9 protein-coding genes are annotated in these 14,478 nt (G+C 71.3%); 3 read left to right on the plus strand and 6 right to left on the minus strand.

Annotated elements, in window-relative coordinates; all coding sequences use genetic code 11:
- Positions 1-54: 54 nt before the first annotated feature.
- The gene (locus ACIGZJ_RS08765; protein WP_396456570.1) at positions 55-2,463 is read right to left on the minus strand and encodes a DUF6049 family protein; all 2,409 of its coding nucleotides are present in this window, start codon (positions 2,461-2,463) and stop codon (positions 55-57) included.
- A gap of 465 nt (positions 2,464-2,928) precedes the next feature.
- Between ACIGZJ_RS08765 and ACIGZJ_RS08770 the strand changes: the two genes are divergently transcribed.
- Positions 2,929-4,353, plus strand: a complete 1,425-nt coding sequence (locus ACIGZJ_RS08770; RefSeq protein WP_396456860.1) for a CCA tRNA nucleotidyltransferase — start codon at positions 2,929-2,931, stop codon at positions 4,351-4,353.
- Between the two features lie 70 nt (positions 4,354-4,423).
- Here the strand turns inward: ACIGZJ_RS08770 and ACIGZJ_RS08775 are convergent, their stop codons facing one another.
- The 5 genes from ACIGZJ_RS08775 to ACIGZJ_RS08795 form a co-directional block, all read right to left on the minus strand.
- On the minus strand, positions 4,424-5,476 hold the full coding sequence (locus ACIGZJ_RS08775; RefSeq protein WP_396456571.1) for a hypothetical protein: 1,053 nt from the start codon (positions 5,474-5,476) through the stop codon (positions 4,424-4,426).
- A 38-nt stretch (positions 5,477-5,514) separates the two neighbouring features.
- On the minus strand, positions 5,515-6,225 hold the full coding sequence (locus ACIGZJ_RS08780) for a hypothetical protein (RefSeq protein ID WP_396456572.1): 711 nt from the start codon (positions 6,223-6,225) through the stop codon (positions 5,515-5,517).
- Between the two features lie 97 nt (positions 6,226-6,322).
- Entirely contained in the window at positions 6,323-7,657 is a 1,335-nt protein-coding gene (locus tag ACIGZJ_RS08785) for an MFS transporter (protein ID WP_396456861.1), read from the minus strand.
- Between the two features lie 128 nt (positions 7,658-7,785).
- The gene (locus ACIGZJ_RS08790) at positions 7,786-8,868 is read right to left on the minus strand and encodes an inositol-3-phosphate synthase (protein ID WP_396456573.1); all 1,083 of its coding nucleotides are present in this window, start codon (positions 8,866-8,868) and stop codon (positions 7,786-7,788) included.
- A gap of 129 nt (positions 8,869-8,997) precedes the next feature.
- On the minus strand, positions 8,998-9,699 hold the full coding sequence (locus ACIGZJ_RS08795) for a helix-turn-helix transcriptional regulator (protein WP_396456574.1): 702 nt from the start codon (positions 9,697-9,699) through the stop codon (positions 8,998-9,000).
- 354 nt (positions 9,700-10,053) lie between these two features.
- Between ACIGZJ_RS08795 and ACIGZJ_RS08800 the strand changes: the two genes are divergently transcribed.
- On the plus strand, positions 10,054-12,732 hold the full coding sequence (locus ACIGZJ_RS08800; RefSeq protein WP_396456575.1) for a transglycosylase domain-containing protein: 2,679 nt from the start codon (positions 10,054-10,056) through the stop codon (positions 12,730-12,732).
- 146 nt (positions 12,733-12,878) lie between these two features.
- Complete coding sequence (locus ACIGZJ_RS08805) at positions 12,879-14,477, plus strand: glycosyltransferase family 87 protein (protein ID WP_396456576.1); 1,599 nt, start codon at positions 12,879-12,881, stop codon at positions 14,475-14,477.
- Position 14,478 lies beyond the last annotated feature (1 nt).

Here is a 14,478-nt window from a genome sequence, read left to right on the forward strand (position 1 = left end):
ACCTCTTCGCTGTCGTGGGGGAGGCCGGCCCGGAGTCGGGCGGTGTCGGCGGTATCAAGGACCAACCTTCTCATCACCGGTGGCCCGATCCCGGCCATCTGCGGTCCTGCCGCGCGGTGTCTGCGCAGGTCCCTCACCTCCGGGGCCCCCGCCCCCGTCGGTGGCGGGCCGTTCCCCGGGCCGCACCGCTCCGCCGCTCGTGGCGCCGTCCGGGTCACCGCCCGTGCCGCCGGCCGGTCCGTCAGCCGCCGGCTCGGCGCCGAGCGGTTCGTCGCCGTCCTCCGCCGGGCCCCGCCGCTTGCGCTGGCGGTAGAAGCGCAGGCCCGCCAGCAGGAGCAGCACCAGGCCGCCGCCGAAGACGTACAGCACGCCGTTGGTCACCGAGGTGACCTCCACCGTGAACGTCACCGGCTCGCCGTACGGCTGTGAGTCCGGACCGGTGGTGCGCAGCTGGGCGGTCATGGCGACCGGCCCGTTGTTGTGCGCCTCGGCCGCGAACCGCAGCGTGACGCTCTGCGCGGCCGGCAGCACGATCGGCTCCGGCGCGCCGACCTTGAGCCGGTTGGGCTGGGCCGGGGTCAGCACCAGTTCGAGGTTGGTGACCGTCTGGGTGAGGTCGTTGCGGACGCTGACCTGCAGCACGCCGGTGTCGCCGGCGAAGGTGATGACGGTCTTCTTCGGCACCTTCACCGCCTTGGTCAGCTCGCCGAGGTACGTCGACACGCCGTCGCGGTAGGTGCTGCCAGCGGGCGGCTGGGAGCGCCACTCGGTGGACATCGAGCGCACCATGGCCGCGCTGAACGGACCGCGCACCCGCTGCGGCAGGGTGAGGATCCGCATCAGCTTGTCCAGCTCGCTCTGGATCCTGATGGTGTCGGTGAGCTCCAGCGAGGACAGCTCCGAGGCGCGCGCCTGCGCCGGGTAGTCGGTGGCCGCCGGGACGGCGGAGTTCGCCTTCGGATCGGCCGGGCCCGCGGCGAGCACGTCCAGCTTGACCGGCTCCACCCACTTGCCGGCCTGCGCCGTCAGCAGGGCCGTCGCCAGCGCCTTGGCGTTGTTCGCGGTCAGCTCGCGCGGCGGCATCACCAGCAGGCCGCGCGGGTTCTGCGGCTCCTGCCGGGAGATCACGAAGGTCTCGGCGAGGAAGCGCTGCACGGCCTCGCTCTGCGCCTGCGGGGTGTTCAGATCGGTTTCGAACAGCTCGGAGACCGTGCTGTCGGCGACCACCCCGGTCTGGCCGTTGCCGATCGGGCGCGGCGCGGTCGGCGTGTACTTCAGCCCGTCCGACTCCGGCAGGCTCGCCCCGTTCACCAGCACCAGGCTGCTGCCGGTGCGCTGCGTCATGCCGGCGATCTGCTGGTCCAGGTAGCCCTGGTACGGCCAGGCCACGTCCGCCCGGGTGTCCACCGACAGCCGGCCCTCGACGGTCAGCCGGCCCGCGGTGGACGCCTTGCCGAGCGCGGCGTCGACGCCCGGCAGATCGGCGCCGTTGTGCGCGATCGAGGCGATGTCCGGGTCGGCGTACGGCAGCGCCACCACCTGGCTGCCCGACTTCGCCACGGCGGCCCGCAGCTTGTCCAGCCAGGCCGTCGCGGCGGCCTGGCCGGTGCCCGGGACGACGTTGTCCTCCTTGGCCGACTGGCCCTGGGTGCCGGGCTTCTGCACCTTGTACGCCCTGGTCATCGCGAACGCGGTGTCCAGCAGGTCGGGGTCGACCACCCAGGTCAGCCCCGGCAGCTTGGCCCCGGTGTCCACCAGCTCGTACAGCCGCCCGCCCGGCGAGAACTCCGCCGTCAGGCTGTCGTCGCGCAGCACCGGGATGCTCTGGTCGTTCTCGGAGGCGGTCTGCGCGGCCAGCACCGGGGCGTGCACCAGCGGCCACAGGGTGGTCACCCTGGACGGCTGCGCCTCGCTCGGCGCCGGGTCGTCGTACGGCAGGAAGGTGCGGGCGATGCCCAGCGGGCGGTCCCGCTGGTTGTCCGCGGTCGAGCCCCAGACGTCCACCGCGAGCTCGTACACGCCCTCGCCGGAGAGCTGGAGGTCGCTCACCGCGATCCCCAGGGTGTACGCCTGGCTCTGGCCCGGGCCCAGCTCGTTCAGCGCGTACTGCGGGCTGTCCAGCTCGATGCCGTCCGCGCCGACCGGACTGGTCCGGGCGGCCACCGCGGCCAGGTCGCTGCGGGTGTTCAGGGGCTTGCCCGCCCAGGGCTTGCGGGCCGCCGCGTGCGCCGACTTGAGCACGGACTTCCCGGCGTTGGTGACATGGCCCTTGATCGTCACGGTGCCGTTCGGCGTGGCCACCGGCTGCTCGACGCTCTCGATGGTCATCACCACCGGGTACTCGGCCGTCACCCCGGACTCCGCCGACGGCCGGGCTCCCGTGGCGGGCAGCGCCCCGGCCTGCGGCGTGGCCGCCAGCAGCGCGAGCGCCGCTCCGAGGGCGGCCGCCGCCCGCCTGGCCACCCGGACCGCACGGCGCCCGGGTGGGCGCCCGTCGGCGGCACTCCCGGCACGTCCAGGATGTCCGTACGCCTCCAGGCCCGAGTGCCGTGCCGGCTCGCTCACGCGCTTCGCCCTCGCCGTTCTCGATCGCTCGCTGCTTGATGCTCTGCTGCTGGGGATGCTGCTGGGGTGCTCGGTCGGCCGAAACGATCAGCCGTGAGAACCGCGGCCGGACGGCGTTCGGCCGACCGTGACGGCACGCGGCCCGGCGGCCCCTCAGCGCTGCCCGAGACTCGTTCCACCGGCATGGTAACGATGCAGCCGGGGGTGCAGTGTTGCGGGTCTTGCGGTGGGACGCCGGAAAACGCGCGGGCGGCGGGCCCTTCGGGGCACGTACCCTTGTGAGCCGTGTCCACTGCCAATGAGTCCACCGCCCATGAGTCCGGCGCCCATCATTCCAGCACCGCCACCCAGGTCGTCCCCGGCCTGAGCGAGGCGCAGACGCTGGGCCTGCAGGAACTGCTGCGGGTGTCCCCGGTCGCCGACGAGATCGCCCGCCGCTTCGAGGCGTCCGGGCACCGGCTGGCGCTGGTCGGCGGCTCCGTCCGGGACGCCCTGCTGGGCCGCCTCGGCAACGATCTGGACTTCACCACCGACGCCCGGCCGCAGCAGGTCCTCAAGCTGGTCAAGGGCTGGGCGGACGCCGTGTGGGACGTCGGCATCGCCTTCGGCACCGTGGGCGCCCGCAAGGACACCCCGCAGGGCTCGTTCCTGATCGAGATCACCACCTACCGCTCCGAGGCGTACGACCGCACCTCGCGCAAGCCCGAGGTCACCTACGGCGACACCATCGAGCAGGACCTGGTCCGCCGCGACTTCACCGTCAACGCGATGGCCGTCGACCTGCCCGGCCGCGGCTTCGTCGACCCGCACCACGGCCTGGACGACCTGGAGGCCCGGGTGCTGCGCACCCCCGCCACCCCGGAGGAGTCCTTCTCCGACGACCCGCTGCGGATGATGCGGGCCGCCCGCTTCGCCGCCCAGCTCGACTTCGAGCCCGCCCCCGAGGTCGTCGCCGCGATGACCGCGATGGCCGAGCGGATCACCATCGTCTCCGCCGAGCGGGTCCAGGCCGAGCTCAACAAGCTGCTGCTGTCCGCCCACCCGGTGAAGGGCCTGCGGCTGCTGGTCGACACCGGCCTGGCCGACCACGTCCTGCCGGAGCTGCCCGCGCTGCGCCTGGAGAGCGACGAGCACCACCGCCACAAGGACGTGTACGAGCACTCGCTCACCGTGCTGGAGCAGGCCATCGACCTGGAGCAGGACGGCCCCGACCTCAGCCTGCGGCTGGCCGCGCTGCTGCACGACATCGGCAAGCCGCGCACCCGCCGCTTCGAGTCCGACGGCCGGGTCTCCTTCCACCACCACGAGGTGGTCGGCGCCAAGATGACCCGCAAGCGGATGCGCGACCTGAAGTACTCCAAGGAGCTCACCGAGGAGGTCTCCCGCCTGGTGGAGCTGCACCTGCGCTTCCACGGCTACGGCGGCGGCGAGTGGACCGACTCCGCGGTGCGGCGCTACGTCACCGACGCCGGCCCGCTGCTGGAGCGCCTGCACAAGCTCACCCGCTCCGACTGCACCACCCGCAACCGCAAGAAGGCCGCCGCGCTATCCCGCACCTACGACGGCCTGGAGCAGCGGATCGAGGAGCTGCGCAACCAGGAGGAGCTGGACGCCGTGCGCCCCGCGCTGGACGGCAACCAGATCATGGAGCTGCTCGACCTCAGGCCCGGCCCCCAGGTCGGCAAGGCCTACAAGCACATGCTGGAGCTGCGCTTGGAGCACGGCCCGATGGAGCAGGACGAGGCCGTCGTCGCGCTGCGCGCCTGGTGGGCGGAGCAGCAGGGCTGAGCCGCGCCCGACCCAAAAGGGGTGGCACCGGACTCCGGTGCCACCCCTTGCGCGTTGCCGCCCGGTGCCGTCAGGCGTTCACCGACTGGAGGCAGAGCACGAAGCTCAGGGCCGAGCTGGTGGACTCCCGGGTGTAGCTGCTGTCCGAGTCGGGCACGGCGTCGCAGCCCTTGTCGTCGCTGGTGGCGAGCAGCTTGCGGAGCACCTTGTACTGGGCCCGCGAGTCGCTGCAGGGCAGCATCGTGATCCGCGGCTTGGTGTCGTGGGTGGCGGTCGTCCCGTTCTCGTTGCGCAGGCAGTCGCCGACCTTGGCGCGGTCGATGTCGCTGGGCACCGAGGAGGCCGCCGGCGGGGCCGAGGACTTCGGGACCGCCGGGGTGGTGATCTCCGGGATCGGCGGCATCGAGAACGACGGGCTGGGGAAGGCCGGGACGGACACCGTGGGCATCGCGATGCTGCGGATCGGCCGGGGAGTGTCGTTGTTCGCGCCGACCAGCGCGCCGGTGGTCACCAGGATGATGAACGAGGTGATCGAGAGCACCGGCAGCACCAGCATCAGCATGTGCGGGCGCTTGGTCAGCGGGACGCCCGGGTCGAGCTGCGGGCCGTGGGTGCCGGGGACGGGCGGCGGCAGCTGCTTGATCTTGTTGTGGGCCGCCAGGTTCCGCAGCAGGGTGATCGGCGTGATGATCGAGGACAGGTAGCCCCACCAGCCCTGGACCAGCGTGCGGGCCGACATGTCGCGCACCACCGCGGTGCCGCAGGTGCGGCAGAACGGTCCCGGCTGCTTCAGGAACCGCATGATGATGATGATCCCCTGGTGCCCGCGGACCGTGGTGTCCACGGCGGGGAAGCCGCCGCAGAAGCGGCAGACCGGGCCGCCCTGCGGGGCCATCGCGGCCTGCGGGTAGCCGTAGCCGGGCGCCGGGGCGGGCGCGCCGTACGCGGGCGCGGGGCCGGGCGGGGGAGCGGCGGGGTAGCCGTAGCCCGGCGGCGGACCGGCCTGCGGCGGCACCGGCGGGGCACCGGCCGGCGCCCCGTACGGGTTGCCGGTGGCATAGGGGTTGCTGCCGTCGGAGGGCGGCGGGGCGCCGTACGGCATCTGCGGAGGTGGAACGGACATGGTGGGGTCCCCCGGGGAAGGTCGTGGTGGTGGGGCGGTCAGGACGACGTCTTGACCGGCGGCACGCCGGTGGTCAGCGGGCCGAGGCAGAGCACGTAGCGCTTCTTGTTCCAGCGCCGGCCGCTCTTGCCGGAGACCGTGCTGGTCGTCCCCGCCGTCTGCCGGCAGCGGGTGGTGTCGGTGCTGTCGGTGAACTTCGCCAGCACCTTGTAGTTCGCCTTGCTGTCGGTGCACTTGACGATGTCGACGTCGCGCGAGCCGCTGGCCTTGACGCAGTCGCCGACCTTGGCGCTGCTCACGCTCGGCCCGCTGACGAAGTAGCCGACGATCAGCGCGATACCGCCGAGCACGATGCCGACGACCTTCAGCTTGGCCTTGGCACCGGTCTTGCGGGCCGGCGCGGCGGGCGGCTGCGGAGCCTGCGGGTGGCCGTACTGGGGCGGCTGGCCGTACGGCGGCTGGCCGCCGGGCGGGGCACCGTACGGCTGCTGCTGCCCGTACGGCGGAGCGGGCTGGGGGGCCGGGGCCGGGTAGCCGTAGGCCGGCGGAGCGGGCTGGGGCTGGGGGTGGCCGTAGCCGGCCGGCACCGCCTGCGGCGGCCCGTACTGCGGAGCCGGTGCACCGTAGGGCTGAGGAGCCGGCGCACCGTAGGGCTGAGGAGCCGGTGCACCGTACGGCTGAGGGGCCGGCGGTCCCTGCGGATAGCCGTACTGCGGCGGCTGGCCGTACGGATTAGGCGGTGTGCTCATCAGGTTGTCCCCCGAGACAGAGTGCTGTGGCTCCGACAGATCTGACGTACCTTAGCGACTCGCTCGGACGCGACGGGTTTCGAGGGTGTGCGGGTTCTCAGGAGGCCTGGTCACCGGGGATGGGCCCGGTACGGCGGGCGGCCCGGAAGTACCACAGGGCGGAGAGCCCGTAGACCAGGGCGACCCCCAGGACCACCGGCACCGAGCGTCCGGAGATCGGCAGCACCAGGGCGGTCACCAGGGCGGCGGCCACGAAGGCGACGTTGAACAGCACGTCGTAGATGGCGAACACGCGGCCGCGGTACTCGTCCTCGACCGACTCCTGGACCACGGTGTCGGCACAGATCTTGGTGCCCTGGGTGACCACGCCGAGCAGGAGCGCCGCGATCAGGCACGGCACCAGGGAGAAGCCCAGGCCGAGCGCCGGGACGAACACCACCGGCGCCGCCAGGCAGACCGTCATCCAGCCGGCCAGCCCCAGCCGGCGGGTGCACCAGGGGCTGACCACGGCGGCGAGGAAGAACCCGGCCGCCGAGAGCCCGACCGCCTGGCCCAGGGTGACCAGCCCGGCCGAGCTGTCCGCCGGGTCGTTGAAGGTGTAGCGGGCCAGCATCACCACGACGACGATCAGCACGCCGTAGCAGAACCGGGCGGCGGTGACGGCGGCCAGCGCGTGCACCGCGGGCCGGCAGTCGCGGACCAGGTGCCGGACGGCCGAGCCCAGCTCGCGGGTGGCCTGGGCGAGGGCCCGGCCGAGCGGGGGGCGGTCGGTGCGGTGCTCGGGCCCGAGGAGGTCCCGGCCCATCCGGCGGGCGGCGAGCGCGGCCGAGAGGTAGAGCAGCGCGGCGACCGTCACCAGGGCGGCGTCGGCCCGGGGACCGGGGGACATCACCTGGTGCAGCACGAAGCCGAGGCCCCCGCCGGAGGCCGCGGCGACCGTGCCGAGGGTGGGCGAGAGCGCGTTGGCGGTCACCAGCTGTTCCTGGGGCACCACCCGGGGGAGCGCGGCCGACAGGCCGGCCAGGATGAACCGGTTGAGCGCGGTGACCAGCAGGGCGGAGGCGAAGAACAGCCAGGACGGGGCCTCGGCCAGCAGCAGGGCGCCGGTCACCAGGCCGAGCCCGAACCGGGCCAGGTTGCCGAAGTAGAGCACCTGGCGGCGCCGCCAGCGGTCCAGCAGCACGCCGGCGAACGGGCCGATCACCGAGAACGGCAGCAGCATCACGGCCAGGACCGAGGCGATGTCGGCGGGGGAGGACTGCTTCTCCGGGGAGAACACCACATACGCGGCGAGCGAGACCTGGAAGACGCCGTCGGAGAGCTGGGAGAGCACCCGGGCGGTCAGCAGCCGGCGGAAGTCGCGGCCGCGGAGCAGGCCGAGGAGGGTGGCGCGCTGCGCGGGCCGGTGGGTGGTGCTGCCGTTCTCCGTGATCGCCACCCGCCCAGATTGCCATGGAACCGGTCGGTGTTTCACGTGAAACATTCGCCGGGAAAAGGTGAACGGACCCATGGTCCAAGACCATGGGTCCGTTCAGAGCTTACGAGCAGTCAGCCCGATGCTCAGCGCTCGACCTCGCCGCTGATGAACTTCTCGACGTTCTCGCGGGCCTCGTCGTCGAAGTACTGGACCGGCGGGGACTTCATGAAGTACGAGGACGCCGACAGGATCGGGCCGCCGATGCCGCGGTCCTTGGCGATCTTCGCGGCGCGCACGGCGTCGATGATGACACCGGCGGAGTTCGGGGAGTCCCAGACCTCGAGCTTGTACTCCAGGTTCAGCGGGACGTCGCCGAACGCGCGACCCTCAAGGCGGACGTAGGCCCACTTGCGGTCGTCGAGCCACGCCACGTAGTCGGACGGGCCGATGTGGACGTTCTTGGCGCCCAGCTCACGGTCGCGGATCTGCGAGGTGACGGCCTGGGTCTTGGAGATCTTCTTGGACTCCAGGCGCTCGCGCTCGAGCATGTTCTTGAAGTCCATGTTGCCGCCGACGTTCAGCTGCATGGTGCGCTCGAGGACGACACCGCGGTCCTCGAACAGCTTGGCCATCACGCGGTGCGTGATGGTGGCGCCGACCTGGGACTTGATGTCGTCACCGACGATCGGCACGCCGGCCTCGGTGAACTTGTCCGCCCACTCCTTGGTGCCCGCGATGAACACCGGCAGGGCGTTCACGAAGGCGACCTTGGCGTCGATGGCGCACTGGGCGTAGAACTTGGCCGCGGCCTCGGAGCCGACGGGCAGGTAGCAGACCAGGACGTCGACCTGCTGGTCCTTGAGGGCCTGGACGACGTCGACCGGGGCCTCGTCGGACTCCTCGATGGTCTCCCGGTAGTACTTACCCAGGCCGTCGAGGGTGTGGCCGCGCTGGACGGTGACGCCGGTCGGCGGCACGTCGCAGATCTTGATGGTGTTGTTCTCGCTGTTGCCGATGGCGTCGGCCAGGTCGAAGCCGACCTTCTTGGCGTCGACGTCGAACGCGGCGACGAACTCCACGTCGCTGACGTGGTAGTCACCGAACTGGACGTGCATCAGCCCGGGGACCCTGCCGGCCGGGTCGGCGTCCTTGTAGTACTCGACACCCTGCACCAGCGAGGCGGCGCAGTTGCCCACGCCAACGATGGCTACGCGAACCGAACCCATTCCGGTTGCTCCCTGTGATCTCATGAGCGCCGCCGAGACTCGGCGGTGCTCGTCCTGCTTCTTCGATGACTGCTGTGACGGGCGCGCGAGGCGCCCACTCCTGCCGCGTGGCACAGGGCTGACGCGGTGTCAGCGCTCCTGGGCGGAGCGCCCCGGGCGGTCGTACGGTGGCCCGGGCGGGTCCGAGGACCCGTCCTCCTGGCCACGGCCGTCCGAAGTCGTGGGGGGTGTTGCGGTGTTGGGCCCGCCGGTGGGGGCCCCGGGGCGGCCGGTGCGGTTGGCCCGCTCGGTCTCGATCAGCTCGTTGAGCCACCGGACCTCGCGCTCCACCGACTCCAGTCCGTGCCGCTGCAGCTCGACGGTGTAGTCGTCGAACCGCTCGCGGGCCCGGGCGAGCGAGTTGCGCATCCGCTCCAGGCGCTCCTCCAGCCGGCTGCGGCGCCCCTCCAGGACGCGCATCCGTACCGCCCGGTCGGTCTGGCCGAAGAACGCGAAGTGGACGCCGAAGTGCTCGTCCTCCCAGGCGTCGGGGCCGGAGTCGGCCAGCAGTTCCTCGAAGCGCTGCTTGCCCTCGGGGGAGAGCCGGTAGACGATCTTGGACCGCTTGCCGTTGAGCGCGGTGGCCGGGACGTACGCGACGTCCGGGTTGTCCTCGACCAGGAAACCCTGGGCCACCAGGCTCTTCAGACACGGGTAGAGCGTCCCGTAGGAGAACGCGCGGAACGAGCCGAGCAGGACGTTGAGCCGCTTGCGCAGCTCGTATCCGTGCATCGGTGCGTCATGCAGCAGACCGAGAACGGCGAACTCCAGCACTCCTGAGCGCCTGCTCAATGCCGTCGTCCTCCTTCCTCCCGGCCGGACCGCGGTACCGCCGTATCCGGAGGTATGCCGTTCCGATGTATCGGCTCGATATATCGAGAACAGTAAACCTGGGTCCTCGAAGGGGCAAGGGGGGCACGCGTGAATGTGATCACAAGGCGACGCGCGGGTGTGCTTGGCAACGGCCGTGTAATGATCTGCCGCCCATTTGTGGCGTTTGGTGCCTGATGCCCGATTAGGTGGATATCTCGGCTGCGTACGCTGTCGCGTGTGCACGAGGACCACCTCCGGGGTTAGGGCGGTTGCGGGCATTGGACGTGAACCGTGCCTTCAGGCTCGACGGCCTGGCGAGGAGTAGCTGGAAACATGAGCGAACGACGGCGAAGGTCGCCCGACGGCGGCGGCGGACAGCCTCCGGGTGACAACGGCCGCCCGGTCGGGGCCGGAGGCGACGAGCTCAGCTCGGGCGGACTCGGCGGGCGGCGCTCCTCGGGGGGCCGGGAAACCGCCCAGCAGCCCCGGATGACCCGTGCCGAGATGCGCAAGGCGGGTCAGAAGGGCGGCAAGCGCGGCGCCGCGGGTGCGGCGGCGGCTCCGGCGGGCCGGGGCGGCAAGCCGGGCCCGCCCGGCAAGAAGCGCTTCATCGACTACCCGCGCTTCGGCAAGCAGGGCGTCCGCCGCTGGCTGCCGTCCTGGCGGCAGTGGCTCTCCGCGTTCCTGCTGGTCTTCGCGGTCTGCGTCGGCGGGGTGTTCTTCATCTACCAGAGCACCACCGTCCCTCCGCTCAAGGACCTGGTGAAGGGTCAGAACAACATCTACTACTGGGCCGACGGCTCGGAGATGACCCGCAAGGGCGAGGCCAACCGCCAGATCGTCGAGCTCGCGGACATCAGCCCCAACCTGCAGAACGCCGTGATCGCGGCGGAGAACTCGACCTTCCGCACCGACAGCGGCATCGACCCCGTGGGCATGATGCGCGCCGTCTACAACATGGCCACGGGCGGCGAGACGCAGGGCGCCTCGACGATCACCCAGCAGTACGTCAAGAACGCGTACCTCACCCAGGAGCAGACCCTTGACCGCAAGGTGAAGGAGTTCTTCATCACCCTGAAGATCAACCAGACGACCGAGAAGCCCGACATCCTGAAGGGCTACCTCAACACCAGCTGGTTCGGTCGCGGTGCGGAGGGCGCCCAGGCCGCCGCGCAGGCGTACTACGGCGTCAACGCCAAGGACCTGGACCTCTGCCAGAGCGCGATGCTGGCCGGGCTGCTCAAGGGTGCGGGGCTCTACGACCCGTCGCTCAAGGGCAACCACGAGCGCGCCGAGGAGCGCTGGAACTGGATCCTGAAGCGGATGGTGGAGACCAAGAACGCCACCCCCGAGGAGCGGGCCAAGTGCACCACGTTCCCGGAGCCGATCAAGGTCCAGCCGCCGTCCAACATGAACGGTGAGATCAGCTACCTGGTCGACACCGCCAACAAGTACGTCATGAGCAAGGACCCCAAGATCGACGCGCGGGCGATCGACAAGGGCGGCTTCAAGATCTACACGACCTTCGAGAAGGACAAGGTCGACGCCCTCAAGAAGGCCGTGGACGACGTCAAGGGCGAGACGCTCAACCTTCAGAAGCGCCCCGAGCAGGACAACTGGGTCCAGTTCGGTGCCGCCAGCGTCCGCCCCGGCGACGGCGCGGTCGTCGCCATATACGGCGGCGACGGTGTGGAGAACCAGCACTTCGACAACAACGCGGACGCCAAGGGCGTCCAGGTCGGCTCGACCTTCAAGCCCTTCGTACTGGCCGCCGCGATGCAGATCGGCGTGCAGACCTCGACCGACGAGCAGGGCAAGCCGAAGCGGATCAACGCGGACAGCCGCTACCTCTCCGACGACAAGTCCGAGATCCACAAGCCGGACGGCTCGCTGGTGATCGGCGACGACGGCAAGCCCTACCGGCAGAAGAACGAGGACAGCGGCAAGCGCGGCTACGTCTCGCTGCGGCAGGCCATGCAGTACTCGTACAACGTGCCGTTCGTCCAGCTCAACCAGGACGTCGGGGGTCAGAACGTGGCCAACATCGCGGAGGCGATGGGCGTGCGCAAGGAGAGCTTCGCCGACCCCAAGACGCCGACCTTCGCGCTCGGCACCTCCACCGTGAGCCCGATCCGGATGGCCGACTCCTACGCGACCCTGGCGGCCAGCGGCAAGCAGGCCGACCCCTACTCGGTGACCAAGGTCGAGGTCAGCGGCAAGGAGCTGGCCGGCTTCGGCAAGCCCGAGCTGAAGCAGGCGCTGGAGCCGGCCGTCGCGGACAACGTCACCGACGTGCTGGTGAACGTGGCCAAGAACGGTACCGGCAAGCTGAGCAACACGCTGGGCCGCCCGGTGGCCGGCAAGACCGGTACCACCGACCAGAACAAGTCGGCCTGGTGGGTCGGCTACACCCCGCAGCTGGCCACCAGCGTCGCGATGTGGCGCGAGGACCCGACCAAGCACGAGCGGCTCTCGCTCAACGGCACCGGCGGCAAGGACTCGATCCACGGTGGTGACACCCCGACGGACATCTTCACCCGGTACATGAAGGTCGCCCTGGCCAACGAGAAGAAGATGGACTTCCCCGCCCCGCAGCCGGTCGGCAGCCAGGTGGACTCCTCGGGCGCGCCGAGCACCGCGAGCGCCTCGCCCTCGCCGACGATGACGGAGTCCGCGGCGACCACCGCCCCGGACCCGGGCGCCCAGCAGCCGCAGCAGCCGCAGCCGCAGCAGCCGACGCAGACCCAGCCGCCGGCCTGCGTGCCCGGCGTGGACTGCCCGGGTACCGTGCCGACCCCGACGCAGACCAAGTCGACCCACCCGGGTGGCGGCGGTGGCGGTGGCGGCGGTGGCGGAGCCTCGCCCAGCTGCCTCATCCCCGGGCTGTGCCCCTCCCAGCAGCCCTCCCCGTCCGCGTCGACCAGCGATCCCAGCCCGACCAGCACCAAGCCGCCGAAGCCGACCACCTCGCCGTCGGCGAGCAGCGGCGCCCAGCAGGGCATGGCACCCTGACGATCGGCGGTGAACGGTTCCGAACGGCGGTGGCGCCCCTCCACAGAGGGGCGCCACCGCCGTTTCGTCATGATTCGCCGGACCGGTCCCGTGCCGCTCAGGGGGCCTCCTCGTCCTGGTGGGGGAGGTGCGGCAGGATGTCCGGCATGACGTCGAGCGCGCGTGACGAATCCGTCGGCCAGACCGGGCCTGTCGAGGCCGCCGGGCCCGTCCTGGCGGCGCCCGCCGAGGACCCGGCCGGACCGCCCGCCCCGCCGGCCAACACCGTGGTCGTCCCGGCGGACGAGGATCCGGTCGCGGCGGCCGGAAGCGAGGTGATCGGCGGCCCGCCCGGCCGGCGCGCCCTGTTGGGCGTCTCCTGGTGGGTGCCGGCGCGCTTCCTCGCGCTGGTGGTGATCGTGGTCTCGGTGCTGGGCATGGCGCAGAAGCTGCCCTGCTACAACACCGCCTGGTTCCAGCCCGGATCGCCGCAGTACGTGCACGCCTGTTACAGCGACATCCCGCACCTGTTCTCCGGACGCGGCTTCGCGGCCGGCCTGCACCCGTACATCGACCGGATCCCGGGCACCTCGGGTGACCTCCAGTTCCTCGAATACCCGGTGCTGACCGGTCTGTTCATGCAGGTGGCGGCCTGGCTGACGCCCGGCGGCGGCGGTACCCAGAGCCAGGAGCAGTGGTTCTGGGCGATCAACGCGGGCCTGCTGATGGCCTGCGCGGTGGTCGCGGTGGTCGCCCTGTCGCGCACCCACCGCCGGCGCCCCTGGGACGCCCTGCTGTTCGCGCTCGCCCCCTGCCTGCTGCTGAACTCCACCGTCAACTGGGACCTGCTGGCGGTCGCGCTGGCCGCCGTCGCGATGGCCTGGTGGTCCGGCTCCCGCCCGGTCTGGGCCGGTGTCTTCATCGGCCTGGCCACCGCCGCCAAGCTCTACCCGGTGCTGCTGATCGGCCCGCTGCTGCTGCTCTGCTGGCGGGCAGGCCGGTGGCGCGAGTTCCGGGCGATGCTGGGCGGCGCGGTCGGCGCCTGGGTGCTGGTCAACCTGCCGATCATGATGGCCAACTGGCAGGGCTGGTCGACCTTCTACGTCTTCAGCAAGCACCGCAAGGAGGACTACGGGTCCTTCTGGCTGATCCTGATGCAGACCCGCGGCGTCGGGCTGGAGAACCTGGACACCTTCATCGCGGTGCTGATGGTGCTCTGCTGCCTGGGGATCGGCTGGCTGGCCCTCTCGGCGCCCCGCCGCCCGCGCTTCGCGCAGCTCGCCTTCCTGGTGGTGGCCGCGTTCGTGCTGGCCAACAAGGTCTACTCGCCGCAGTACGTGCTCTGGCTGATCCCGTTCGCGGTGCTGGCCCGGCCGCGCTGGCGGGACTTCCTGATCTGGCAGGCCTGCGAGGTGCTGTACACCCTCGGCATCTGGTCCCACCTGGGCTTCGTCACCGGCGCCAAGCAGCAGGGCATCGGCGAGTCCTGGTACCACTTCGCGATCGTCCTGCACCTGCTCGGAACGCTCTACCTGTGCGGGGTGGTGATCCGGGACATCCTGCTGCCCGACCGCGACCCGGTGCGCTGGGACGGCAGCGACGACCCGTCCGGCGGAGTGCTGGACCACGCGCCGGACGTCTTCGTGCTGGGCACCGCCCGGCAGCTGAAGGAGGAGGCGACCTACGCCGGATACGCGCCGGCCGGTCCCGAGCAGTGGCTGGACGAGCCGACCGCGCCGGAACCGGCCGACAGCACCGAACGGTAGG

Source organism: Kitasatospora sp. NPDC052868 (assembly GCF_044547105.1).
Lineage (GTDB): Bacteria > Actinomycetota > Actinomycetes > Streptomycetales > Streptomycetaceae > Kitasatospora.